The sequence below is a fragment of the Kribbella sp. NPDC003557 genome (assembly GCF_040610805.1).
In the GTDB taxonomy this organism is placed as follows: Bacteria; Actinomycetota; Actinomycetes; order Propionibacteriales; family Kribbellaceae; genus Kribbella.
Genome location: NZ_JBEXMY010000001.1, coordinates 284309 through 309272 on the forward strand (window position 1 = coordinate 284309; position 24964 = coordinate 309272).

General features: G+C 69.9%; 23 protein-coding genes. 8 read left to right on the forward strand and 15 right to left on the reverse strand.

Going from position 1 to position 24964, the window contains the following annotated elements:
* Positions 1-731 precede the first annotated feature (731 nt).
* Complete coding sequence (locus ABZW60_RS01395; protein ID WP_355472829.1) at positions 732-2579, reverse strand: 5'-nucleotidase C-terminal domain-containing protein; 1848 nt, start codon at positions 2577-2579, stop codon at positions 732-734.
* Positions 2580-2694: 115 nt separating this feature from the next.
* Between ABZW60_RS01395 and ABZW60_RS01400 the strand changes: the two genes are divergently transcribed.
* Complete coding sequence (locus tag ABZW60_RS01400) at positions 2695-3489, forward strand: polysaccharide deacetylase family protein (RefSeq protein WP_355472831.1); 795 nt, start codon at positions 2695-2697, stop codon at positions 3487-3489.
* On the opposite strand, the gene ABZW60_RS01405 is transcribed toward ABZW60_RS01400, so the two are convergent.
* From ABZW60_RS01405 to ABZW60_RS01415, 3 genes are read right to left on the reverse strand one after another with little or no spacing between them, the layout of a single operon-like run.
* Positions 3486-4079: a hypothetical protein gene (locus ABZW60_RS01405; RefSeq protein ID WP_355472833.1), complete on the reverse strand. Its 594-nt coding sequence runs from the start codon at positions 4077-4079 to the stop codon at positions 3486-3488. The two genes, ABZW60_RS01400 and ABZW60_RS01405, sit on opposite strands and share 4 nt — an antisense overlap.
* 25 nt (positions 4080-4104) lie before the next feature.
* Positions 4105-4794, reverse strand: coding sequence for a hypothetical protein (locus tag ABZW60_RS01410; RefSeq protein WP_355472835.1), 690 nt, complete (start codon positions 4792-4794; stop codon positions 4105-4107).
* A gap of 35 nt (positions 4795-4829) precedes the next feature.
* Positions 4830-6023, reverse strand: a complete 1194-nt coding sequence (locus ABZW60_RS01415; RefSeq protein WP_355472837.1) for a homogentisate 1,2-dioxygenase domain-containing protein — start codon at positions 6021-6023, stop codon at positions 4830-4832.
* A 69-nt stretch (positions 6024-6092) separates the two neighbouring features.
* Here ABZW60_RS01415 and ABZW60_RS01420 point away from each other — a divergent pair, with 69 nt between their 5' ends.
* The 3 genes from ABZW60_RS01420 to ABZW60_RS01430 all read left to right on the forward strand — a co-directional run bounded on the left by ABZW60_RS01420 (position 6093) and on the right by ABZW60_RS01430 (position 12170).
* Positions 6093-6953, forward strand: a complete 861-nt coding sequence (locus tag ABZW60_RS01420; RefSeq protein ID WP_355472839.1) for a hypothetical protein — start codon at positions 6093-6095, stop codon at positions 6951-6953.
* A complete protein-coding gene (gene fahA / locus ABZW60_RS01425; RefSeq protein ID WP_355472841.1) occupies positions 6954-8159 on the forward strand; it encodes a fumarylacetoacetase in 1206 nt (401 codons plus the stop codon). It abuts the gene before it with no gap.
* Positions 8160-8417: 258 nt separating this feature from the next.
* Positions 8418-12170 carry an endo-alpha-N-acetylgalactosaminidase family protein gene (locus ABZW60_RS01430; protein ID WP_355472843.1) on the forward strand — a complete coding sequence of 1251 codons (3753 nt, stop codon included), beginning with the start codon at positions 8418-8420 and terminating at the stop codon, positions 12168-12170.
* 81 nt (positions 12171-12251) lie between these two features.
* Here the strand turns inward: ABZW60_RS01430 and ABZW60_RS01435 are convergent, their stop codons facing one another.
* From ABZW60_RS01435 to hppD, 7 genes are all read right to left on the reverse strand, one after another.
* Positions 12252-12656, reverse strand: coding sequence for a hypothetical protein (locus ABZW60_RS01435; RefSeq protein WP_355472845.1), 405 nt, complete (start codon positions 12654-12656; stop codon positions 12252-12254).
* Between the two features lie 68 nt (positions 12657-12724).
* Positions 12725-13969 carry a HAMP domain-containing sensor histidine kinase gene (locus ABZW60_RS01440; RefSeq protein WP_355474476.1) on the reverse strand — a complete coding sequence of 415 codons (1245 nt, stop codon included), beginning with the start codon at positions 13967-13969 and terminating at the stop codon, positions 12725-12727.
* Positions 13970-13986: 17 nt separating this feature from the next.
* On the reverse strand, positions 13987-14652 hold the full coding sequence (gene cseB, locus ABZW60_RS01445; protein WP_355472847.1) for a two-component system response regulator CseB: 666 nt from the start codon (positions 14650-14652) through the stop codon (positions 13987-13989).
* Positions 14653-14700: 48 nt separating this feature from the next.
* The gene (locus ABZW60_RS01450; RefSeq protein WP_355472849.1) at positions 14701-15300 is read right to left on the reverse strand and encodes a hypothetical protein; all 600 of its coding nucleotides are present in this window, start codon (positions 15298-15300) and stop codon (positions 14701-14703) included.
* Positions 15301-15439: 139 nt separating this feature from the next.
* A complete protein-coding gene (locus ABZW60_RS01455) occupies positions 15440-16816 on the reverse strand; it encodes an FAD-linked oxidase C-terminal domain-containing protein (protein WP_355472851.1) in 1377 nt (458 codons plus the stop codon).
* A gap of 44 nt (positions 16817-16860) precedes the next feature.
* On the reverse strand, positions 16861-17334 hold the full coding sequence (locus ABZW60_RS01460; RefSeq protein ID WP_355472853.1) for a hypothetical protein: 474 nt from the start codon (positions 17332-17334) through the stop codon (positions 16861-16863).
* 149 nt (positions 17335-17483) lie between these two features.
* Positions 17484-18686 carry a 4-hydroxyphenylpyruvate dioxygenase gene (gene hppD / locus ABZW60_RS01465; RefSeq protein WP_355472855.1) on the reverse strand — a complete coding sequence of 401 codons (1203 nt, stop codon included), beginning with the start codon at positions 18684-18686 and terminating at the stop codon, positions 17484-17486.
* A 152-nt stretch (positions 18687-18838) separates the two neighbouring features.
* Here hppD and ABZW60_RS01470 point away from each other — a divergent pair, with 152 nt between their 5' ends.
* Positions 18839-19309 (forward strand): Lrp/AsnC family transcriptional regulator, encoded by a 471-nt coding sequence (locus ABZW60_RS01470; RefSeq protein ID WP_355472857.1) that lies wholly within the window; start codon positions 18839-18841, stop codon positions 19307-19309.
* A gap of 1 nt (position 19310) precedes the next feature.
* Here ABZW60_RS01470 and ABZW60_RS01475 read toward each other — a convergent pair whose 3' ends face one another.
* Positions 19311-19955 carry a helix-turn-helix domain-containing protein gene (locus tag ABZW60_RS01475; RefSeq protein ID WP_355472859.1) on the reverse strand — a complete coding sequence of 215 codons (645 nt, stop codon included), beginning with the start codon at positions 19953-19955 and terminating at the stop codon, positions 19311-19313.
* 55 nt (positions 19956-20010) lie between these two features.
* On the opposite strand from ABZW60_RS01475, the gene ABZW60_RS01480 reads away from it, so the two are divergent.
* Entirely contained in the window at positions 20011-20760 is a 750-nt protein-coding gene (locus tag ABZW60_RS01480; protein WP_355472861.1) for a hypothetical protein, read from the forward strand.
* Between the two features lie 11 nt (positions 20761-20771).
* On the opposite strand, the gene ABZW60_RS01485 is transcribed toward ABZW60_RS01480, so the two are convergent.
* Together ABZW60_RS01485 and ABZW60_RS01490 are read right to left on the reverse strand one after the other, a co-directional pair.
* Positions 20772-22004: an MFS transporter gene (locus tag ABZW60_RS01485; protein WP_355472863.1), complete on the reverse strand. Its 1233-nt coding sequence runs from the start codon at positions 22002-22004 to the stop codon at positions 20772-20774.
* Between the two features lie 29 nt (positions 22005-22033).
* Positions 22034-22795 (reverse strand): phytanoyl-CoA dioxygenase family protein, encoded by a 762-nt coding sequence (locus tag ABZW60_RS01490; RefSeq protein WP_355472865.1) that lies wholly within the window; start codon positions 22793-22795, stop codon positions 22034-22036.
* 119 nt (positions 22796-22914) lie between these two features.
* On the opposite strand from ABZW60_RS01490, the gene ABZW60_RS01495 reads away from it, so the two are divergent.
* Together ABZW60_RS01495 and ABZW60_RS01500 are read left to right on the forward strand one after the other, a co-directional pair.
* The gene (locus tag ABZW60_RS01495; RefSeq protein WP_355472867.1) at positions 22915-23595 is read left to right on the forward strand and encodes an AraC family transcriptional regulator; all 681 of its coding nucleotides are present in this window, start codon (positions 22915-22917) and stop codon (positions 23593-23595) included.
* Positions 23596-23610: 15 nt separating this feature from the next.
* Complete coding sequence (locus ABZW60_RS01500) at positions 23611-24159, forward strand: NUDIX hydrolase family protein (RefSeq protein WP_355472868.1); 549 nt, start codon at positions 23611-23613, stop codon at positions 24157-24159.
* Between the two features lie 42 nt (positions 24160-24201).
* Here ABZW60_RS01500 and ABZW60_RS01505 read toward each other — a convergent pair whose 3' ends face one another.
* On the reverse strand, positions 24202-24933 hold the full coding sequence (locus ABZW60_RS01505; protein ID WP_355472870.1) for an SDR family oxidoreductase: 732 nt from the start codon (positions 24931-24933) through the stop codon (positions 24202-24204).
* Positions 24934-24964: the final 31 nt, after the last annotated feature.

Genomic DNA, 24964 nt, shown 5'->3' on the forward strand with positions numbered 1-24964 from the left:
CCGGCACCAGCCGGCACAACCCGGCGCAGCCGGAACAACCGGCGGTAGCCGGAACAACCGGCGATAGCCGGAACCTCCGGCACCAGCCGGCACAACCCGGCGCAGCCGGAACAACCGGCGGTAGCCGGAACAACCGGCGATAGCCGGAACCTCCGGCACCAGCCGGCACAACCGGCGATAGCCGGAACCTCCGGCACCAGCCGGCACAACCCGGCGTCAGCCGGAAGCAGCTGCTCCGGCGGTAGCCGGGGGTGGGTGGGAGCCGTGCGTAGCGCCGCGTGAGGTGAACCAGCAGGTGGTTCGTTGGTCGGCGGCGCCGGGTGGTCAGCTGGCTGAGGTTGTCGGGAGGTGCCAGCTCGCCGGGGCTCGCGGACGTGTAGCTCAGGCAGCCGGGATCAGCTGTCGACCGGGGCAGTCGACCGAGGCGCCAGCCGTAACCACCGGCGCCGGCCGGAACAGCCCGGCGGTGGCCGGAACCTCCGGCACCAGCCAGCACAACCCGGCCCAGCCGGAACAAACGGCGCCAGCCGGAACAACCCGGCGCAGCCGGAACAACCGGCGGTAGCCGGAACAACCGGCGTCAGCCGGAAGCAGGTGCTCCGGCGGTGGCCGGGGGTGGGTGGGAGTGGCGCGTAGTGCGGCGGCGGAGGAGCCGTGTGTAGCACCGCGTGGGGCGGACCACCCCACGCGTAGCACGGCGTGGGGCGGACAGTCCTCCCCCGGAACCTAGGTCAGCTGGTGACTGTGATGGGGGTGCCGTTGGAGGTTAGGGACCAGTCGGTGGTGTGGAAGGTTTTGGGGTCGACTGTGCCGGTGGCGGTGACGTAGTCGATCATCAGCTGGCGGATCTCGACCTGGCGGTTGTAGACGACCGGAGCGGTCTTGACGTGCGGGAAGTTGCCGCCGCCGGACTGGCGGTAGTTGTTGACGGCGACGACGAACTGCTGGTCGGCGGCCACGGGTGTGCCGTCGTAGGCGAGGTCGGTGATCCGCGCACCGGCCGGCTTGGCGATGTCGATCGTGTAGGTGAGGGGCTTGGTCAGACCGCCGAGGATGTCGTAGTTGTAGTCCGGCGTACCGTTCGGCGCGGTCGGGGTCGGGGCGTTGGTCACGTCGGACGACGGGAACGGCCCGGTGCCGCTCACCTGCTTGAAGTACTGCGCCGAGAACTCCAGGTAGTCCTTGAGCTGTGCACCCGTCATCGTCACCGCGAGCAGCGTGTTGTCGAAGACGTACAAACCGGCGACGTCGCGGATCGAGACGTCCCCGGCCGGGATCGCGGCGGCCCGGTTGAACGGCGCCGCGATGGCCAGCACCGGCAGCGTCGCCTGCGGCGTACCGGCGAGCGCCTTCGAGACCGCGTCGGCCTGGATGAAGTTGACGAAGTCCAGCGCGGCGGTGTCCTCCCACGGCGCGGTGGCCGCGGACATCGCCTCGGTGCAGGTGCCGATCTTCGAGTTCACGTACTCGACGACCTTGTCGTGGTCCTTCTGCAGCAGCGCGACGACGGCCGGGTCGGCGGCGACGGAGTTCGCGTTCAGCACCTGGCTGTGCCGGCCGACGACCTTCCACTGCCCGCGGATCTTCTGCAGGTCGAGGTCGAACAGCGACACCCGCATGCCCCACTTCAGCGGCTCGCTCAGCACGACCTGCTCGCCGCTGGTCTTGTTGGTGACGAGCCGCTCGGGGATCTCCAGGTGCGCGTGCCCGACCAGGACGGCGTCGATGCCGGGGACGGTCTCGGCCATCAGCACCGACGCGTTCTCCGGGTACGGCAGCGCGTCGCCGTACGACGAGGACAGGTCCATCCCCGAGTGCACCGCGGCGACGACGACGTCGGCGCCGGCCTGCCGGACCCGCGGCACCCAGATCTTGGCCAGCTCGACGATGCCGCCGAACTTCAGCTTGTTCTCGACGTTCGCCTTGTCCCAGATCGCGATGCCGGGGTTGGTCAGCCCGAGGATGCCGACGGTGATCGGCTTCTCCCCCGGCACGTGCACCCGCTTCAGCGTGTACGGCGGGAACACCGGCAGGCCCGTGGTCCAGTCCTGGGCGTTCGCGCCGAGCAGCGGGAACCGCAGCTGCCGCTGGAACTTGCGGAGGATGTCGAGGCCGTAGTTGAACTCGTGGTTGCCGAGCGCCGCCGCGTCGTACCCGATCCGGTTCATCGCGGCCGCCATCGGGTGCGTGTGGCCGCCGGTGATCGGCTCGATCTTCGCGAAGTAGTACGCCAGCGGGGTGCCCTGGATGGTGTCGCCGGCGTCGAGCAGCAGCGGGCGCGGCGCGTGCCGGTCCGCGGCGATCCGGTCCCGGACGGCGTTGACGAGGGTGGAGACCTTGGCCAGGCCGATGTCGTTGTGGGCGCTGTCGTCGTACTCGGCGTTCTTGAAGTAGTCCCAGTTGAAGACGTTGCCGTGCAGGTCGGTGGTGCCCATCACGGTCAGCCGCACGGTCTTGCCCGGTCCACTACCGCCGCCGGCGTACGCCGGGACCGCCTGGAAACCGGCCGCGGCCAGCGCCGCCGCGCCGCCGATCACCGTACGTCGTGTCATCGTGGTCCGCTCGCCGTTGTCCGTCATCCGCCCCGCCTCACAGGTCCGTTCGCCGGGATCTCCGGCCCGGAAGGACACGATACGGGCGACACACCCGGACCCGGTGCCGGGATGGCCCAGTCACCGCGAGAAGATTCCGCCCATGACCAAGCCGCCCGGCAAGTTCCTGCCGTTGGTCGCCGCCCTCCTCTGCGGTGCCGTCCTCGCCCAAGCCGCCACACCCTCCGACCACTCCGTCACGTCCGCCGCCGCGCCCGTCTCCCCGTCGTCCAGTCACGGCACGCTGGGTACGTCGGCCACGTCCAAGCGCGGCGAACCGTCGGCGGTCAAGCGCCCAACGCAGTCCGCCGTCAAACCCGCGGTCGCCAAGCCTCCGGCCGACGACTGGAACCTGGCCGCGCACGGGAAGGTGCTCTATCTGACCTTCGACGACGGCCCGCAGCACGAGTGGACGCCGAAGGTGCTGCAGGTCCTGCGCAAGCACAAGGCGCAGGCGACGTTCTTCGTGCTCGGCATCCAGGTCGCGCAGTACCCAGACCTGGTCGCGGCCGAGCGCGCCGCCGGGCACCAGGTGGGCAACCACACCTGGGATCACAAGACGCTGACCCTGCTGCCGGACGCGAAGGTGCGGCAGGAGATCGCCACCGGCGTGAAGTCCAAGTGCCTGCGCCCGCCGACCGGCGCGACGAACGCGAAGATCGCGGCCATCGCGGCGGCGTACCACCAGCGGCAGGTGCTCTGGGACGTCGACACGAAGGACTGGGAGAAGCCCGGCGCCGCGCAGATCGAGCACGCGATCATGGCCGGCGCCCGCCCGGGCGCGATCATCCTGATGCACGACGGCGGCGGCAACCGATCCCAGACCGTCGCCGCGCTCGACCGGGCCCTGACCAAACTCAGCAAGCTCGGCTACACGTACCGCGCGCTGCCCTGTTAGCGGACGACCGCGGCGTTGCCGTTGGAGAAGTAGCGGAGGGCCTGGTCGATCGCCTCGACGGGCTGGTCGAGTGACGGCACGCCGTACAGGCCGCCGTTCTTGACGAACTTGCTGGGCTGCAGCGTGGCCCGCGCGGCCGGTTGGTCGAGGCCGCTGACGCCGGGGCTCGTGGGTGTCACGCCGCGCCGCAGGAGGACCCGCAGGACGGGCTGACCGGCACGGCGCTCCTGCCGGAAGCCGCTCACCGCGGGCCACGGCAGTACGACGGGAGCGGGCGCGCCCTCGACGCCGAGCTCGAGCGCGGCCGGCGTCATGCGCATCGCGTACGGCGGGAGGTCCGCCCCGGCGTACCAGCGCTGCTGCCGGAAGGACTGGATGACGCTGACGAGCGGCAGCAGCAGGGACGCGATCATCAGCAGGCCGATGTACCAGGCGTCGCCGAGCAGGATCATCAGCCACACCGAAAGCACCAGGCCGACCGAGGTCGTGACCACGACGATCGCGCCGCCGATCAGCCGGACCCGGCGGACGACGGCGCGGCGGCGCAGCACCTCGTCATGCCGCAGGCCGACCACGAAGCTCTCGTTCATCCCTCGAGCTTCGCAGGCCGGCAGGTCAGCGCCGGATGCCCGCGGTGCCGTTGGAGAAGTGTCTGAGGGCCTCGTCGATGACGTGGACGGGCTGGTCGAGCGCCTTGACCAGGAACATGCCGGTCGGCCGGAGCAGCGGGTTCGGCTTGACGACGCTGCGGACGGGCGGCTGGTCCAGACCGCGGACGCCGGCGGTCGTCGCGCTCACGCCGTGGACCAGGGCCAGGTCGAGCATGTACTGGCCGAGCAGCTTGTGCTGCGTGAAGCCGCGGACGGTCGCCCACGGCAGCACCACCGGGTACGCCGCGCCGTCGCAGGCGAGCTCGAGCCCCTTGGCGGAGATCCGCATCGCCACCGGCGGCAGCTCGTTCGCGTCGTACCACTTCACCCGCTCCGCCTGCAGGCGGTACACCAGGACCGTGCTGAGCACCAGCGGGATCATTGCCAGGATCAACAACAGCGCGAACGGCCACATCCCGGCCCCGCGGAACGCGACCAGCGCGTAGAGCGCGGCGACGATGCCGACCACGCCGAGCGCCAGGGTCACCCACCCGCCCCGCCGCTCGACGGTCCGCACCACCTCACGCCGGCGCAGCACGGCCTCACGGTCGACACCGACCACGAACGGCCGCCCGGAATCGTGCGGTGGCTCCTGCACCAGCACCTCCGGACTGTCCTGTGTGACCTGCGAAACCGCGTCCCCGTCCTCACTCACAGGGGACAGAATCCCACACCAGGCGTGTCTCCCGCTCAGTCCTTGCGGCGACCCGCCCAGGTCCAGGCGTAGACGCCGTCGTCGACGGCCTGGCCGCCCTCGCCCAGTTCGAGCGGCCGGAAGGTGTCGACCATGACCGCGAGTTCCTCGAACCGCTCGGCGCCGAGCGACGCCTCGATCGCCGACGGCTGCGGGCCGTGCGCGTACCCGCCGGGGTGCAGCGAGATGGACCCGAGCCCGATGCCGGAGCCCTTCCGCGCCTCGTAGTCGCCGCCGCAGTAGAACATCACCTCGTCGGAGTCGACGTTCGAGTGGTAGTACGGCACCGGCACCGACAGCGGGTGGTAGTCGACCTTCCGCGGCACGAAGTTGCAGACCACGAAGTTGTACCCCTCGAACACCTGGTGCACGGGCGGCGGCTGGTGCACGCGGCCGGTGATCGGCTCGAAGTCGCTGACGTTGAACGTGTACGGGTACAGGCACCCGTCCCAGCCGACCACGTCGAACGGATGCGTCGCGTACGTCATCCGCGACCCGACGATCCCGCCGGCGCCGTTCCCGCGGTGCTTCACCAGCACCTCGACGTCGGTCCCCTCGACCACGAGCGGCTCGCCCGCCGGGTGCAGGTCGCGCTCGCAGTACGGCGAGTGCTCGAGGAACTGGCCGTACCGGGACAGGTAGCGCTTCGGCGGCGCGATGTGCGAGTTGGCCTCGATGCAGTACGCGTGCACCCCCTGCGGCCCGGGCAGCCAGCGGTGCGTGGTCGCGCGCGGGATGATCACGTAGTCGCCCTGGACCGCGTTCAGTACGCCGAACACGGTCTCGACGGTCGCCGAGCCCTTCTCGACGTACACGCACTCGTCGCCGATCGCGTTGCGGTAGTACGGCGACGGCTGCTCCGCGACGGCGTACGAGATCCGGACGTCTCCGTTGCCGAGCACCAGCCGGCGGTCCTCGACGGCGTTCGCCTTGGACGTGTCGGTGAACAGGTCGTGCAGCTTCAGGTGCCGCGGCGTGAGCGGATGGTTCGCGACGGTGGCGAGATCCGGCAGGTCCCAGACCTGCGAATCGACGATCGCGGACGGTACGCCGGCGTGGTACAGCAGCGACGAGTCCGACGAGAACCCCTCCTCCCCCATCAGCTCCTCGTAGTACAGCCCGCCGTCCGGCTTCCGGAACTGCGTGTGCCGCTTGGGTGGAACCTCGCCGACCTGCCGGTAGTACGCCATCTCATCCTGCCCATCCGATAATCGAACGCTTGCGTCCGCTTACCGAAAGCATCCGTTAGGCTCTGGGTCATGTCAACCGTCCCTGCCCTGTTCCGGCACCTGGTCGACGACGCGTCGATGTTCCCGCCCGGGAACCTGCCGCTGGCCGAGGCCGTCGCCGCGCACCGGGCGCACCTCCGGTCGCCGTACGCCGACCTGGTCGGCCCGTTCGTCTGCACCGACGACAACCTGATGCAGGTCGCCGGGACCGCTCGGGCCGAGGCGGGGCCGGAGTCTGCCCCGTTCCGCGTGTCGGTGGTCATCTCCGGCGGCGCCGGCGGGATCGAGCCGGTGATCCGGTGGGGCGATCGCTCGCAGGACGTCGAGGTGACCGCGATCGAGGTCCGGCTGCGCGACGAGGACGACCTGTCCCGGAACGCGCTCCGCGTGGTCCGGGCGTGCGACGACTGCCTCGACGAGGAGTCCGCGTACGTCGAGATCGGCTTGGAGGGAGCGTGGGAACGCGCCCTCGACGTGGTCGCCGACGCCGGGTACGCCGCGAAGCTCCGCACCGGCGGCCTGGACGCCGCGCTCTTCCCGTCCGAGCAGCAGGTGGCCGCGTTCATCACCGCGTGTCTGGACCGGGAAGTGGCCTTCAAGTGCACCGCCGGGCTGCACAACGCGGTCCGCCATACCGCTGCGGACACGGGTTTCGAGCACCACGGTTTCCTCAACGTCCTGCTCGCGACCCGGGCCTCGCTCGACGGGGCCAACGCCGACGAGGTGGCCGCGGTGCTGGGCGAGCGAGACGGTGACGTACTGGCGGCGCGGGCGCGGGAGCTGTCCGACGACCAGGCGGCGAGCACCCGCCGGTGGTTCACGTCGTTCGGCTCGTGCAGCATCGAGGAGCCGCGCACCGACCTGACGACCTTGCGCCTGATGGAGGACTGAATGAGCTGGATCGAGATCCCGGACGGTTCGCCGTTCGGGCCGGACAATCTGCCGCTGGGCGTGTTCCGGCACGGCGACGAGGAGCCGCGGGTCGGCGCCGCGATCGGCGACCAGATCATCGACCTCGCGCCGGTCGCGTCCGCGCAGATGCTGGACGGCGCACAGCTGTTCGCCGAGCCGACGCTCAACGCGTTCCTCGCCCTCGGCCGGCCGGCCTGGCGCGCGACCCGGAACTGGCTGCTCGACCTGGTCCGCAACGAGAACGACCGGGACACCGTCGAGCCGCACCTGATCCCGCAGTCCGCGGTGACGATGCAGCTGCCGTTCGAGGTCGGCGACTACGTCGACTTCTACGCCTCCGAGCAGCACGCGTCGAATTTGGGCCGGCTGTTCCGCCCGGACTCCGAGCCGCTGCTGCCGAACTGGAAACACCTGCCGGTCGGCTACCACGGCCGGGCCGGCACGATCGTTGTCAGCGGCACCGACATCGTCCGGCCGTCCGGTCAGCGCAAGGCCCCGGACGCCGCCGCGCCGACCTTCGGGCCGTCCCAGCGGCTCGACATCGAGGTCGAGCTCGGCTACGTCGTCGGCGCGCCGTCGGCACTCGGAAAGCCTGTGTCCGTTGACGATTTCGAGGACCATGTGTACGGCGTGGTCGTCGTCAACGACTGGTCCGCGCGCGACCTCCAGGCCTGGGAGTACGTCCCGCTCGGCCCGTTCCTCGGCAAGTCCTTCGCCACGTCGATCTCCCCCTGGGTCGTGTCCCTGGACGCGCTGGCCGGCTCCGCCGTGCCCCTCCCGCCGCAGGATCCGCCCGTCCTTCCGTATCTGGCCGGCCGGAGCCTGACGAACTTCGACATCACCTTCGAGGTGCGGCTGAACGGCCACCTGGTGAGCACCCCGCCGTACCGCGACATCTACTGGTCCGCCGCCCAGATGCTCGCCCACATGACCGTCAACGGCGCGAGTGTCCGCACCGGCGACCTGTACGCGTCCGGCACCGTCAGCGGCGCGGCGAAAGACCAGCGCGGCTCGTTCATCGAACTCAGCTGGGCCGGCCGCGAGCCACTGATCGTCGACGGCAAGGAACACACCTTCCTCGAAGACGGCGACGAGATCACCATCTCCGCCTGGGCAAGCACTCCCACCGGCTCTCGAATCGGCCTGGGCGAAGTCACCGGCCGGATCAACCCACCCACCACCTGAGCCCACCACCAACCCGCTCCCCGGCGGCACGGCCCGCCGCGGCCCAGACACGGCCGCGTCGGCCCACGCCCGGCGCCGGCCCGCGCCCGCCCGGCGGCGCACGGCGGCGTCGGCCCGCGCCCGCCCGGCTCACCCGACCCCGGGCGATGGCCTGATCCACTCCGCCTTTCCTTCGCCGATGCCGGAGGCGAGGCGAATGTTGTTCATTAGTGTTCGTTTCTCTTGACGAAGTTGCGCTTGCGTGCGAACTTCTTCGGCATGAAACGTTCAGTGGGGTGTGGAGTACTGGCTGTAGCCCTGGCCGCCGGTGTGCTGGGCGTGCCGACCGGCGCGCACGCTGCCGGTGAGCTGACGCTGCGGTCCGCGGAATTGACGGTCACCGTGGGGTCGGACTTCCCGCGGGTGATCAAGTACGTCGACAACGCCTCCGGCCAGGCCCTCGGGGGTCAGCCGGACGCGATCTCGACCGTCACCGTCGACGGCGTGGCCCGCACCGCGCATCTCGCCGCGGCGCCGACGGTCGACGGCGGGCGGGCGTCGTACACGCTGGCTTTCGACGCCCTGCCCGGTGTCGAGCTGGACGCCAGCCTGAGCGTGGCCGGCCGGGTGACGACCTTCGCGATCGACGCGGTGCGCGACACCGGGACCAGCCGCGTGCACACGATCGACATCCCCGACCACGACCTGGTCTCGGTGGCCAGTTCGGACGCGGGCGCGACCACCGCGTTCACCACGCTGGACCCGGATTCGACGCGGACGGCCGACAAGATCGCGCCCGTCACCGCGAGCACGCCGGGCGAGGCCGCCGCGACTGGGGCGACGTACGCGTTCGTCAACACCAGCGGCCTGGCGGCGGGCATCGAGTCGAACTCGGTGTACGACAAGCCGTCCGGCCAGTCGGTCGACGACGGCGCCCGGTTCTGGCACCGCGCCCGCAAGGCCGCCGACGGCAGCACCCGCGTCGGCGTGTGGAGCGGCCAGTGGACGTACCGCGCCGACACCTCGCCGTACACCGAACCGCTGCCCTGGGCGAAGGTCGTCGTCACCCCGGACGCGAACCAGGACCGGACGGTCGACTGGGAGGACGGCGCGGTCGCGTTCCGCTCGATCATGACCGAGCCGAAGGGCGGCGACCAGGTCAAGGACCGGGTGGTCACGCACATCCCGTTCAACTTCGCCAGTCAGGCCACGCATCCGTTCCTGCGCACGCTCGACGACGTCAAGCGGGTCTCGCTGGCCACCGACGGCCTCGGCCAGATGGCGATCCTCAAGGGGTACGGCGCCGAGGGCCACGACTCCGCCCACCCGGACTACGGCGGCAACTACAACACCCGCGCCGGCGGCCTGACCGACCTGAACACGCTGCTCAAGCAGGGCAAGTCCTGGAACGCCGCGTTCGGCGTCCACGTGAACGCCACCGAGTCGTACCCGGAGGCGAACGCGTTCAGCGAGGAGCTGGTCGACAAGTTCGCCAAGGGGTGGAACTGGCTGAACCAGAGCTACTACATCAAGCAGCGCCCGGATCTTGCCTCCGGCAACATCGTGCAGCGGTTCCAGCAGCTCCGCGACGAGACCGACAAGAACCTCCAGGAGCTGTACATCGACGTCTACTACCAGTCCGGCTGGCTCGCCGACGGCCTGACCCGGCAGCTCGCCGGCCAGGGCTGGCAGGTCGCGACCGAATGGGCCGACCGGCACGAGCGGACGTCGCTGTGGTCGCACTGGGCCAACGACCTCGACTACGGCGGCCCGACCAACAAGGGCCTGAACTCGAAGATCATCCGGTTCGTCCGCAACCACGAGAAGGACGTCTGGAACAGCGACCCGATCCTCGGTCAGGCCTCGATCGTCGAGTTCGAGGGCTGGACCGGCGAGACCGACTGGAACGCGTTCTACACCAACATCTGGCAGCGCAACCTGCCCGCGAAGTTCCTGCAGCAGCAGAAGATCGTGGACTGGAACGACGCCGACATCACGTTCACCGGCGGCATCCGCGGCACGGTGGAGAACGGCAAGCGGACCGTGTACGCCGGGAGCGCGAAGGTGCTCGACGGCGACAAGTACCTGCTGCCGTGGGACGGCGACAAGAAGCTGTACCACTACAACCCGGCCGGCGGCCGCACCACCTGGCAGCTGCCCAGCGCCTTCGCCGGGACCAGCACCTTCACCGCCTACCAGCTGTCGGACACCGGCCGGACGAAGCCCGTCACCATCCGCGCCCAGCACGGCGCGATCACGCTGGACGCCGTCCCGGGCCAGCCGTACGTGCTGTACCCGGTCGCGGCTCCGCAGCCGAAGCCGGCCGTATGGGGTGAGGGCAGCCACGTGAAGGACCCCGGCTTCAACGCCGGCAACCTGGACGCCTGGAACGCCACCGGCGGCACGAAGCTCGCGACGCTCGAGAACGGCCAGCACGTGGCCCAGCTCGGTACGAAGGCGTCGTCGATCCACCAGCGCCTGACCGGGCTCGTCCGCGGCCGCACCTACAGCGCGTCCGCCTGGATCGAGGTCGAGCCGGGCAAGTCGCGTCCGACGATGATCTCGGTCGACGGGGTGAAGAACCTGGTCACGAGATCGACCGCTCAGAACATGGTTGCTGCCGACGACAAGCACGAGCTGTACTACCAGCGGGCGCGCGTCGTCTTCACCGCCAAGGGAAGCACCGCCGACCTGGCCATCGCGGCAACCGCGGGACCTGCACAGGTTCGGCTGGATGACGTGCGGGTGGTCGGGACCACGCAGCCGGCAGCGGGGCTCGTCGACGACTTCGAGGCCGTGGATCAGGGCTGGGGGCCGTTCATGAAGGGCGATGCCGGTGGTGTCACGGACCCGCGGACGGTACTCGCTCCGAAGCACGCGCCGTACACGCAGGCAGGCTGGAACGGGAAGCTCGTCGACGACGTGCTCGACGGCAACTGGTCGCTCAAGTCGCACGAGGAGAACCAGGGCCTCGTCTACCGCACCGCGCCGTGGACGGTGAACTTCCAGCCGGGCCATAAGTACAAGGTCAGCTTCGACTACGAGAGCGGCCGCGCCGGCCAGTACGCGTGGATCCAGGGCGTCGACAGGCCGGACTCCGTCGAGGTCAAGGCGACGCCGATCGGCGAGCAGCGGACCAAGGCGACGTTCGACCAGGAGTTCGTGGCCGGGTGCGGCGGGGACTACTGGGTCGGCTTGCGCAAGCTCACCGACGGCGGCGACCAGGCCGACTTCGTGATCGACAACTTCGCCGTCACCGATCTCGGGACGACGTCGGAGCCGGCGGACTGCACCTCAGTCGCGGTCTCCGGGCTGACCGGTCTCGTGTCCGGTGAGGCGAACACCGTCACCACGACGTTCACCAACAACGATGTGGTTGCCGCGAACAACATCACGCTCGGCCTCACCGCCCCCGACGGCTGGGTCGTCACCGCGACCACGCCGGCGACGTACGCGACGGTTGCCGCCGGTGCCGGCGTCACGACGACGTGGGACGTGACTCCCCCGGCCGGTACGCCGGAGGGCAAGTACCCGCTGACCGCGACAGGTGGTCAGGCGACGATCAGTGCAGAGGCCACCGTGCTGCCGCCGGGGATCGTTCCGCAGTCGCGGATCAAGGTGGCGGACGTGAGCAGCGAGGACGTCGCAACGGGCGGCGCGGCGACGGCGGCCCTGGACGGAAACCCGAGCACCATCTGGCATTCCGCCTGGTCGCAGGTCAGTACGCCGGCCGGCTACCCGCACCACATGACGCTCGACCTCGGGTCGGCGTACCAGGTGAACGGGTTCAGCTACCTGCCCCGGCAGAGCGGCACGAACGGGATGTTCAAGGGGTACGAGATCTACGTCAGCGCCGACGGCCAGGACTGGGGTACGCCGGTCGCGACCGGCCAGTTCCCGAACTCCACCGCCGTCCAGCGGGTCGACTTCACCGCGAAGCCGGGCCGTTTCGTGAAGTTCGTCGGCACGAGCTCACTCAACGGCGCCGTCTTCGGCTCGGCCGCCGAGTTCAACGTCTACGGCACCCACTGACCGACCGTCCACACCAGCCGGGGACCTTGCACAAGCAATTGCCTGTGCAAGGTCCCCGGCTTCTGTCCCCCGTTCCCCCGACTACTTGGTGATGGTCACCGAGACCGGCGCGGAGGCGGTGTTCGCCGCGACGACGCGGAACTTGTTCACGCCGACCCGGCCGCTCTGCACCCAGACCGAGTAGGTCGCCCGGCTGGTGACCTTCGTGGTGGCCGGGAAGTTGACCCACTTGCCGCTCTCCAGCCGCTGCACCTGGACCACGGTGTTCTTCGCGATGCCGGAGGTCTTGCCGGTGAAGGAGACCTTCGTCCAGGCCTTCGCGGTGGCCTTGTCCGACTTGATCGTGATCGACTTGGCCGCGATCGAGGCGCTGGTACCGGTGGTGGCGGCGTTGGCCTGCAGGGCGCCGGCGATGCCGAGGCCTCCGGCGGCCAGTGCGAGACCGGCGACGACGGCGGCGGAACGGCGGACGAACTGAGTGCGCATGATGTCTGGTTTCCCCTCGTTTTGTTGGTGTTACGGAGGAGAAGACGCGGCGCCGCCGGTAATGGTTGTTACGGCTCCGTCTCAGGTCCGGCGGGCAGCACCAGCCGGGCGAGCGCGCCGCCGCCGGGCGCTTCGCCGAACGTCAGCTCGGCGCCGAGTACCTTGGCGTGTCCGGCCGCGATCGTCAGGCCGAGGCCGTGCCCGACACCCCGCTCGGCCATCCCGGACCGGAACCGGCGCGGGCCCTCGGCAATCAGTTCCTCGGGATACCCGTTGCCGTGGTCAACGACCTCGACGGTACGGCCGCTGACCGTGACCTCGACCGGCGGCTTGCCGTGCCGCAGCCCGTTGACGATCAGGTTGGCCAGGATCCGTTCGATCCGCCGGGAGTCGGTCGACACCGTCTCGTCGGGGCCGACCTGACACACGATCACGCTGTCCGGGGCGAGCGCCTGCTGCATCCGCAACCGGCCGACCGCCGAGCCGACGAACGCGCCGAGGCCGACCAGCTCCAGGTCCGCCTGCTCCACGCCCGAGTCGAACCGGGCGATCTCCAGGAGATCCTCGACCAGCCGCCGCAGCACCTTCGCGCGGTCCCGGACCAGCTCGCTGGGCCGGCCGGGCGGCAGGAGCTCGGCCGCCGTGGTCAGGCCGGTCACCGGCGTTCGCAGGTCGTGGGCGACGTCCGCCGTGAACCGGCGCTCCGCCTCGAGCTGACCGCGCAGCGAACTGGCCATCGTGTCGAGCGCCGTCGCCAGCGACTGGACCTCGTCCTTGCCCTTGCCGACGGCCTCGGCCGCGGACGCGTCCAGGTCGCCGGCCGCGATCCGCCGCGCCGTCCCCGCGACCGCGACGATCCGTTTCGACAGGCTGCCGGCCAGGATCACGCTGACCAGCGCGACCAGCGCGACCGTGCCGATGCCGCCGAGGACCAGGGCCTGCTGCAACGCCTGCATCGAGTCGTCGGTGCTCTCGTAGTCCTGCTCGATCGAGAGCACCTTGCCGTCCTTGACCGCGACCGCCGCCCACATCTTCGCGTGCGGCGACCCGGTCTTGAACGTGGCCCGCTTGCCTTCGAGCACGGCCTCGCGCAACTGCGGCGGCAGGTCCGGATCGTCGACCTTCGCCCCGAACACCGGTACGTCGTTGGTGTCGTAGCTCTGCGCCGCGAGCTGGATCCGCTCGTCGGCGAAGCTGCGCGTCCGGTCCAGCCGGGCCGACTGGGCCTGGGTGTAGACCGCGACGCACAGCACCAGGATCGCGAGCGACGAAACCAGCAGGAAGATGAGACCGAGCTTGCCGCGCAGTCCCATCACTCAGGGCCCATCCGCTAGGCCCGCAGCTTGTACCCGAAGCCGCGGACGGTTTCGATGCGGTCGGCACCGATCTTGGTCCGCAGCCGCTGCAGGTGGACGTCGACCAGCCGGCCGTCGCCGCCCCACTCGTAGTCCCAGACCCGCTGCAGCAGCGTCGACCGGCTGAGTACCACACCCGGGTTGTTCGCGAACTCGATCAGCAGCTTGAGCTCGGTCGGCGTCAGCTGCACGGTCTGCCCGCCGCGCCGGACCTCCAGCGCCTCGCGGTCCAGCTCCAGGTCGCCGAACGACTCCACGCCGGAGCCGGCCGCCGGTGCCGGGCGCTCCGGGTCGGAGACCGCGCGCCGCATCACCGCCCGCAGCCGGGCCACCAGGACCTGGGTGTCGAAGGGTTTGGTCACGTAGTCGTCCGCGCCCGCTTCCAGGCCGAGGACGACGTCGAGCGCGTCACCGCGGGCCGAGACCATCACGATCGGGACCGTGCTGGTCTCGCGGACCCGTCGGCACACCGAGATCCCGTCCAGCCCGGGCAGCATGATGTCCAGCATCACGACGTCGGGATGGATCTTCTCGAAGCGCTCGATCGCTTCCAGGCCGTCCTCGGCCGTGGTCACGTCGTAGCCGTGCCGCTCGAGGGTCAACTGGGTCGCCTCACGGATCACCGCGTCGTCCTCGACCATGAGAATGCGCGCTGCCGGTTCTTCCGGTACCACCGAACTTCAGTCTCCCTACTGGTCCGTCGAGCTCACCTTGATCATCTGCCGGCCGTTCCAACGGTAGACCTCGACCCGCCGGCCCGACGGGCAGCAGACCGGGTCGTCGATCGTGAAGATCTTCGACTCGACCACCAGGTCACCTTGCGGGCTGGCGTTCACGGTCGGTTGCTCGACGTCCAGGATCCAGACCGGTCGCGGGCCCGAGGGCTCGACGGCGATCAGGAAGATACCGAAGACGAACTTCTCCAGGGTATGGATGAGGACGATCTGTTGGGGTGTACCGCTGTGCAATACATCAACGGTCTTACCCCTGCTGAGGCAACGCGAAATCACGGTGCAATTCGAAAGCACCGATCGCGGGTAGGTGCCGAGCCGTGGATCCGCGAGCAGCGCGGCCCGGACCTTGTACAGGTCGACGGCCACCTGCGGGGTGCGCCCGGGGTGCGGAGAGGCGCCGCCGGTGCCGATCGCGACGGACGGCGACGGGGTCTCCGGCGGAGGCGATTCGGGGCCCTCGACACGCAGGCCGCCGCCGTTCGCGCAGGCGGACAACGCTGCGGTCGCGACCACGGCGGCGACGGCAGGCAGCACGGTCCGGCGCCACAGACCCATCGGGCGCCTCCTACCCTGCATCCGGTCCCCCCGCGAATTCGTACACGTCCTCACTTCCATGGTCCCGACCCGACGTCACATTCGACGGGGCAGCGGCGTCGAGCGGCCTCGGCAGTTGTGTTGCGGTTGCGTCACAGTCTCATCCGGCGACGACTTTCCCGGGGTTGAGCAGGTTCTTCGGGTCCAGCGCGTTCTTGATCGCCCGGTGGACGTCGAGCGCGACCGGGCCGATCTCCTCGGCCAGCCAGGCGCGTTTCAGCACCCCGACGCCGTGCTCGCCGGTGATCGTGCCGCCGAGCTCCAGCCCGATCTCCATCACCCGGTCGAACGCGACCTGGGCGCGCTCGGCCTGCGCCGGGTCGGTCTGGTCGAAGACGACCGTCGGGTGCATGTTGCCGTCGCCGGCGTGCCCGAGGACGCCGATCGTGATGTCCAGCTCCGCGGACAGCTGCTCGATCCGGCCGATGAACTCGGCCAGCCGCGAGCGCGGGACGGCGACGTCGTCGATCATCGTGGTCCCGAGTTCCTCCAGGGCGGTCAGCGCCGCCCGGCGGCCCTCGAGCAGCAGCTCGCCCTCGGCGTCGTCCTCGGCCTCGATGCACTCCAGCGCGCCGTGGTCGCGGCACAGCTTCGCGACCGTGGCGACGTCGGCCGCGCCGGCCTCGCCGCCCGCGTCGGACTGCGCGATCAGCATCGCGGCCGCCTCGTCGGGCAGGTCCATCCGTTTGTACTTGTTGACCGCGCGAATCGTCGTCCGGTCCATGATCTCCAGCAGGCTGAGCGAGACGCCGCTGCGGATGATCTCCAGGATCGCGTTCCCGGCCTCGACGCCGGAGCCGAACAGCGCCGCCATCGTCCGCGGCTTCGCGGCCTGCGGACGCAGCGCCAGGGTCGCCTCGGTGATGATGCCGAGCGTGCCCTCACTGCCGACGATCAGCTTCACCAGGTCGTACCCGGCGACGCCCTTCACGGTCTTCCGGCCGGTCCGCAGCACCCGGCCGTCGGCGAGCACGACCTCCAGGCCGAGCACGTAGTCCGTGGTCACGCCGTACTTCACGCAGCACAGGCCGCCGGAGTTCGTGGACAGGTTGCCGCCGATCGAGCAGAACTCCCAGCTGGACGGGTCCGGCGGGTAGAACAGCCCGTGCTCGGCGACCGCCCGGGACAGCACCGCGTTGTAGACGCCCGGCTGCGTGACGACGTACCGGTCGACGGGCTCGATGGCCAGGACCCGGTCCATCTTCTCCAGCGAGATCACGATGCAGCCGTCGAGCGCGTTCGCGGCGCCGGACAGGCCGGAGCGCGCGCCCTGCGGCACGATCGGTACGTCGTTCTCGTTCGCGATCCGCACCGCCGCCTGGACGTGTGCGGTCTCACGGGCCAGCACGACGGCGAGCGGCATCCCGGCCGGGCAGAACATCGCTCGGTCGTACCGATAGCTCTCGATCCGGTCCGGATCCGTCACCAATGCCTCGGGCGGCAGTACCTGACGCAGCTGCTCGACAACCTCACTCATACTGCGAGCCTAGTTACTACTGCGCGGTACCGTGCACCCCAGTCTCAGCGCGTGCGTTTGGTGACGTTCTCCGAGATCTCCTCGTAGCCGCCGCCGTAGTTGTGGTACTCCCGCCCGATCGCGGCGAACGTGATGCTGCCGCTGGTGGCCTTCACCTTCGGCGTGCGGCAGGTGCGCTGCCCCTGGATGACCGAGCCGTTGCCGCCGCTGCTGTCGCAGCTGAGCACCCGACCGTTGTTGCCGCCGCCGTACTGCACCAGGAAGGCGTTGGCCTTCGCGTTGGCCACCAGCGGTGACGCCATGGTGATCTCGGCCCAGTACTGGTAGCAGCTGTCCCGGACGAGCCGGACCGTGCCCCAGCTGGGCGGCTGATGATTACGCAGCATCGGCGCCGATGCGATGGACCTCGCGCCCGAGCAGCTGGCGGCCGTGGCCGCCTCGGCCGGGAGGGCGGACAACGCGAGAGCGCCCACGCCGGCCAGGCCGGCGGTGCTGAGCAGAATGCTCAGTGTCTTCATGACGAAACCCTTCCTGAATGCACGCCCCGACGCGCACTCAGGAAGGCACACTACGCGAACGGAGCCTGCCCGGACAGTCATTCCGGTAATCGGACGGCGACACGCCGTGTCCAGTTGCTTCTGGCAAGCTTTTGATCGTCAAACCTGCCTCAGAGGTTGCCGCGGCGCTCCTGTTCGCGCTCGATCGCCTCGAACAGCGCCTTGAAGTTGCCCTTGCCGAAGCCCAGCGAGCCGTGCCGCTCGATCAGTTCGTAGAACACCGTCGGGCGGTCGCCGATCGGCGCCGTGAAGATCTGCAGCAGGTAGCCGTCCTCGTCACGGTCGACCAGGATGCCGCGCGACTGCAGCTCCTCGATCGGCACCCGCACCTCGCCGATCCGGGCCCGCAGCTCCGGGTCCTCGTAGTAGGAGTCCGGGGTGTTCAGGAACTCCACGCCGTTGGCCCGCATGATGTCGACGGTGCGCAGGATGTCGTTGGTGGCCAGCGCGATGTGCTGGGCGCCCGCGCCGTCGTAGAACTCCAGGAACTCGTCGATCTGCGACTTCTTCTTCGCCACCGCCGGCTCGTTCAGCGGGAACTTCACCCGGTGGTTGCCGTTGGCGACCACCTTGCTCATCAGCGCCGAATAGTCGGTGGCGATGTCGTCGCCGATGAACTCCGCCATGTTCACGAAGCCCATCACCTTGTTGTAGAAGGCAACCCACTCGTCCATCTTGCCGAGCTCGACGTTGCCGACCACGTGGTCGACGGCCTGGAACAGCCGCTTCGGGTGTCCCTCGGGCCGGGTCACCCGGGTGCTCGCCGCGACGAAGCCCGGCAGGTACGGGCCGTGGTACTTGCTGCGGTCGATCAGCGTGTGGCGGGTGTCGCCGTACGCCGCGATCGCCGCGCGGCGGATCGTGCCGTGCTCGTCGGAGACGTCGTTCGGCTCCTCGAGCACGACGGCGCCGACCTTGCGGGCGTGCTCGATGCACTTGTCGACGTCCGGCACCTCGAGCGCGAGGTCCGCGACACCGTCGCCGTGCTTGCGGTGGTGGTCGAGCAGCGGGCTCTTGGGGCTGACGCCGCCGGCGATCACGAACCGGGCCGAGCCCGCCTTGAGCACGTACGCCTTGCTGTCCTTGGAACCGGTCTCGGGGCCGGAGTACGCGACCAGGTCCATGCCGAACGCGAGCTGGTACCACTTCGCGGTCTGCGTGGCGTTGCCGACCACGAACACCACGGCGTCCATCGCGGTGACCGGGAACGGGTCGGTGCTCTCGTCGTAGGGCACCAGGCCGACGAGCTGCTTCAGCTGGTCGAGGTCGAGATCGGCGTCGAGCTCTGCGGGGGTGAGGTCGGTGCTGGTCATCGCGTGCTCCTCCAGGTTCGGATCGGTACGCCGAGCCTTGTTCCTGCGGGACAGATTGCGCAACAGCTTGTTGTTTCACTAGGCAGGCTGCACACTCTGGTGGCGACTTCGCTAGGCTATTTGGTCAGTCTGACTATCCGTGGAGGGTTCGCATGTCGGTGGACGCGCTGGACGCCCGCATCCTCAGGTTGTTCGCCGAGGAGCCGCGTGTCGGCGTCCTCGAGGCGTCGCGCCGGCTGGGGGTCGCGCGCGGCACCGTCCAGGCCCGGCTGGATCGCCTGCAACGCGACGGCGTCGTCCGCGGCTGGGGGCCGGACATCGACACCACCGCGATCGGTTATCCGGTGACGGCCTTCGCGACGCTGCAGATCGAGCAGGGCTCAGGTCACACCACGGTCGCCGAGGCCCTCGCCCGGATCCCGGAGGTCCTCGAGGTCCACACCATCACCGGCGCCGAGGACCTCTGGTGCCGCATCGTCGCCCGCTCGAACGCCGACCTCCAACGCGTCATCGACCAGGTGGTCATCGTCCGGGGCATCCAACGAGCCTCGACAGTCATCGCCCTGGCCGAACAAATCCCCCACCGGGTACTCCCGTTGGTAGAAGCAGCCACCAAGAGCTGACTCAGGCGAGGCGTTTGGCGACTTCTACTGCGGCTCGGGCTACTCGGGGGCCTACGAAGTCTCGGTCGAGTTTGCCGAGGACTACTACGCCGATGGAGGCTTCGACGCCGGGGACGCCGAGGACTGGGGACGAGACGCCTTGGGCGCCGGCCTGGAGTTCGCCGGAGGTGACGACGAAGGGGCGGCCGGCGGGGTCGGGTTTGCGGCGGCCGGCCAGGATCGCCTTGCCGGCCGCGCCCTGGTCGAGGGCGTGCCGGGAGCCCATCCGGTAGGAGACGTGATAGTCGGTCCAGCTCGGCTCGACGACCGCGATCGCGAGCGCTTCCTCACCGTCGGCGACCGTCAGGTGCGCGGTGGCCCCGGTGTCCTCGGCCAGCGACCGCAGGACCGGCAGCGCGGCGTCCCGCAGCGTCGGCTGCACCCGCCGGCTGTAGTGCAGTACGGCGAGACCGAGCCGGGCCCGGCCCTCGCTGTCGCGGCGCACCAGCCGGTGCAGCTCGAGCGTGTTCACCAGCCGGTACACGACCGTCCGGCTGACCCGCAGCGCCGCGGCGAGCTCGGTGATCGAGAGCCCGTCCGGGGCGTCCGCGAGCAACTCGAGGACGGTGAGTCCCCGGTCGAGCGTCTGCGAGGTCTCGGCTGGCACCTTGTTAGCGTATCCGTTATTCGGTCGCGGCCCGATGGGCCCGTATCTTGCTGCCGTGCGAAATTACTGGTCGCTGCTCCCCGCCGTCGTCGTGATCGTGGGCCTGATCCTGGTCTATGCCGTTCCGACCATCATCAATCCGCAGTGGACGAGCTCGATCACGGCGCTGTTCCGCACCACCCCGGTGCCGGCCGACGCCACGCCGGAGGAGGCCCGCCGGGCGGCCGGGATCCTCGGCCCGCAGCAGCTGAAGTCGCGCCGGATGCTGGCGATCGCGATGGTCGTCGGCGCCGTGGCCCTGATCGGTTTCAACATCTCGCTGAACCGCGAGGCGGTCGGCTGCTACAAGGCCGCGAAGGCGTTCGGGGCGGTCGACGGCCCGGACACCAAGGATCCGTGCATCGACATGATCTACGGCACCTTCATCGGTGACGGCAGCGGCACCCCGGACGAGGACAACCCGCAGCCGGCGCAGTACTACCAGCTGATCAAGGGAAAGAAGCCGAAGTACCTGAAGTGGATCCAGAACGCGCCGAAGTACGACGAGGCGGATCTGCTGATCGGCACCGTCGGCAAGTGCGCGTCGGACCTCAAGGTCGAGCAACTCGAGGACAAGATCCGGGTGACGATCGACGTCGACGTGCCCTGTCCCGAGGACAGCAACATGTCGATGACGCCGATCAAGCTGAAGGAGCCACTCGGCGACCGCAAGCTCGTCACGGTCGACGACAAGCCGATGACCGAGATCAACCCGGACATGGACTCCTGGTTCACCGTGCTGAAGAAGCTCGCGACCGGCGGCTGAGCCTCCCGGCCTCAGCTCAGCGCCCGGGTCTGCGAGTCGTACTCCCGGAACGGCCGGTTCCGGGCCAGCAGGATCAGCAGTCCGGCGATACAGACCGCGGCGCCGCCGAGCAGCGCGACGGTCGGGCTGGTCAGCGACGCCGTCGTCCCCGCGACGAAGTCCCCGAGCCGCGGCCCGCCGGCCACGACGACGATGAACACACCCTGCAGCCGGCCGCGCATCGCGTCCGGTGCCGCGGACTGCAGCACCGTGTTCCGGTACGCCGAGCTGACCATGTCGGCCGCGCCGGACATCGCGAGCAGCGCGACGCCCAGCCAGATCGTCCGCGACAGCCCGAACAGCCCGACGGCGGCGGCGTACGCCGTGATCGCCAGCACGATCGCCACGCCCTGCCGGCGGATCCGGGTCACCCACCCGGAGAAGATCACCCCGATCAGCGCCCCGATCGCCGGCGCGGCCTGCAGCAGCCCGACCGTCCGGACGCCGCCGCCGAAGAACGCGCCCGCCACGGCCGGGAACAGCGCCCGCGGCTGCGCGAACACCATCGCGAAAATGTCGGCGAGGAACGTGGCCAGCAGTGCCGGCGCGGCCCGCAGGAACGTGAACCCTTCGAGCACCGACCGCAGCCCGGCCCGCCGTACGGTGCCCGTCGGCGGGACCGGGGGCAGCCGGAACAGCGCGTACAGAGCCGCGGTGAACGTGATCACGTCGACCAGGTACGCCGCCGCGAACCCCTGCCAGGCGATCACCGCCGCGCCGAGCAGCGGCCCGGCGGTGAAGCCCAGGTTGAACGCGGCCTGGCTGAGCGTGTTCGCGGCCGGGAGCAGCTCGGGCCGGATCAGCCGCGGGATGATCGCGGACCGCGCCGGGTTGTTGACCGCGAAGCAGGCCGACTGACAGGCCACGACGGCGTACAGCACCCCGACCTGTCCCCAGTCCAGGTGCGACTGCAGCACCAGCACCATCGAGAGCAGCCACAACCCGGTGGACGAGACGAGTGCGAGCGTACGGCGGTCGATCGCGTCGGCCATCGCGCCGCCGTACAACCCGAAGACGATCAGCGGGACCAGGGAGAACAACCCGACCAGCCCGACCGCGAACGTCGAGTGCGTCAGCGCGTACACCTGGATCGAGACGGTCACCGCGGTCATCTGCTGACCGAGCTGCGACACCGTCGACCCGATCCACAGCCGGCGGAAGTCGGCGGACTCACGCAGCGGACGGACATCGGTGAGCAGACGCACGGTGACAACTTATGTCACACCGTGAAAAATTAAACAGCCGGGAAGAGCTCGTGCTCGAGCGGTGCGCCGACGGTCAGGCCGGCGCCGTCGGTGACCACGTGCCCGGCGCCGGTGAACGTCGCCTCCGCGTCGATGTAGATCGCCACGTGCGCGATCCGCGGGTCGTCGGTGAGGTTCGGCGTCGCCGAGTGCGCCAGGTAGGCGTTGTGGAAGGTGCAGTCGCCGGCCCGCAGCGGGATCGTCAGCCGCTCCTCCCAGCGCAGGTCCGGCGCGGCGCGGAACATGTCCTCGTGGTCGGACAGGTCCTGGCTGCGCAGGTCCTGGTGGTGCTGCGAGCCCGGGATGAACGTCATACAGCCGCGCTCCACCGGTACGTCGACCAGCGCGACCCAGGCCGACAGCGAGGCCCGCGAACCGGCGTGCGGCCAGTACGGCGCGTCCTGGTGGAACTCGGTCGCGGCGCCGTTGTGCGGCGGCTTGATCAGCAGCTGGTCGTGCCAGATCCGCAGCGGTACGCCGGCCAGCGCGGTCGCCGCCGCCGCGAGCCGCGGATCCAGCGTGAGCTCTCGCAGTACGTCGTTCTGGCGCCAGACGTTGACGTACTGGTTGAAGATCTTCGACTCCTTGAACAGGTCGTCGGCTCCTGCGGTCCACTCGGTCGCGGCCGCGGCGAACCGGGCCGCCTCGTCGCGGCCGATGATGTTCCGGATCCGGACGACACCGTCGCGACGGTAGGCGGAAATGATCTCTTCGTCGAGCACCGCGGGTGCCGTAGGGTCGGTCGTGGTCATCGAGGGCTCCTCGGATTCCGTCGTACTGGAAGGTGTTTCCAGGGTCGCGGACCCGCGGCCGCGCCGACAGGACGAGGTTGACCAGGACTTGACCGATCCTGACCTCAGGGAGGTGCGACGTGCACAACGTGCTGAGCAGCGAGGTCTTCCCCGACCCGCGATTGCCGGTCGCGGGTGAGCGGCTCGAGGTGCTCGCGGACGTCGCGCCGCACAGTCACGCGTTCTTCGAGATCGCGGTCGTGGTGGCCGGGCGGGGTAGGCATGTGTCGGCGGCCGGTGAGGTGGAGCTGGCTCCGGACTCGGTGGTCGTCCTGCGTCCCGGCGAGTGGCACGGATACCGCGACTGCGAGGGACTGGTGGTCCGCAACGCCTACCTGGGGCCGGATGTGTTCGGCCTCCTGTCCGGCGCCCTGGTCCCCGGCGGCGCGGGCGGCCTGACAGGCGCGGGTACGAGCTCGTCGGTGGTACGGCCGGCGCCGCACCCGGCGGTGCAGCACGCGATGCGCCTACTGGAGGCCGACCTCGCCGCGCCCTGGACCCTCGAACAGCTCGGGGCGAGCGTCAACCTCGCCCCCGGGTACCTGATCCGTCTCTTCGGCAGCTCGGTCGGCATGTCCCCCATCGCCTACCTGAACCGCATCCGCGCCGAGCGCGCCGTGGGTCTCCTGATCGAGACCGAGCTGCCCGTATCGACCATCGGGGCCCTGGTCGGCTGGCACGACCCGAGCCACGCGACCCGCAGATTCCGCTCGACATTCGGACTCAGCCCCTCCCGGTACCGGGCTGCTTTCAGACCGTAAGCGAAGATGGCTTCCATGAGTTCGTCGCTGCGTACGCCTGACCCGAATCCTGGCTGGCTCTCCGAGTTCGCGCTCGCCGAGACCCGGACGCGGGTACCGATCCTGTACGTCGAGGCCGTGCCGGCCCGCGTCGACCCGGCCGGCCGGATCGAGCACATCGGGGTCCTGCTCCGGACCTCGGCCGCGACCGGCGAGATCACCCGCACGCTGGTCTCCGGCCGCGTCCTGCACAACGAGTCGATCCGCGACGCGCTGCAGCGCAACATCGAGAAGGACCTCGGCCCGGCCGCCTTCCCGCGGCTGCCCGCGACGCTGGTCCCGGTCACTGTCGCCGAGTACTTCCCGTTCCCCGGCATGACCCCGCTGCACGACCCGCGCCAGCACGCGGTCGCCCTGGTGTACGTCGTACCGGTCACCGGCGAGTGCAACCCGCGCCAGGACGCGCTCGAACTCACCTGGCTGACCCCCGAGGAGGCGCTGGCCCCGAGCCTGCTCAACGACATGGAGGGCGGCCGGGGCCAGCTGCTCAAGCAGGCCCTCGCCTGGTCGGGCGCGATCGTCTGAGGCAGGCGGCGGGCTACCGCCGCCCGCAGGGCCGACTGCTCGTCACCAAGGCAGCCGGCCTTCCTCTGCGTACACCTGTCCTGTCGGACCGTCAGGGTCCAGCGTCGCGAGGTGGACGGCGACGGCAGCACCCTCGGCAGGTGTGCGGGCCGCGTCCCAGCCGCCCATGTCCGTCGCGCAGTTGCCGGGGTCGGCGGCGTTCACCAGGACACCGGTCCCGCGCAACTCGTTGGCGAGCATGACCGTGACCATGTTCACGGCTGCCTTGGACGCGTTGTAGCCGAGCGTCAGTACCGTCGACATCCGGGACTCCGGATCACCGACCAGCTCGAACGACGCCAGCGACGTCGACAGGTTCACGATCCGGGCCGCCTCCGCGGTGCGGAGCAGCGGCAGGAACGCCTGCGTCACGCCGACCAGCCCGAGCACATTCGTCTCGAACGCCGAGCGCAGGACGCCGGCCTGGATCCGCGACACCGCGTCGTCGCCCTCCGGGATGATCGCCGCATTGTTGACCAGCACGTCGAGCCGCCCGAACTCGGCCGCGACCCGCCCGGCCGCGGCGCGGACCGACTCGTCGTCCGTCACCTCCAACTGGACCCCGACCACGTCCAGGCCCTCGGCCACCAGCTCCTTCACCGCGAGCTCGCCGCGCTCGAGGTCGCGCGCCCCGGCCAGCACGGTGAACCCGGCCTGCCCGAGCTGCCGCGCGATCTCCTTGCCGATGCCTTTGTTGGCGCCCGTGACGAGCGCGATCTTCTTCGTCGTGTTCATGCCGTCCACGGTCCGGGGTTCCGGCGCGGCC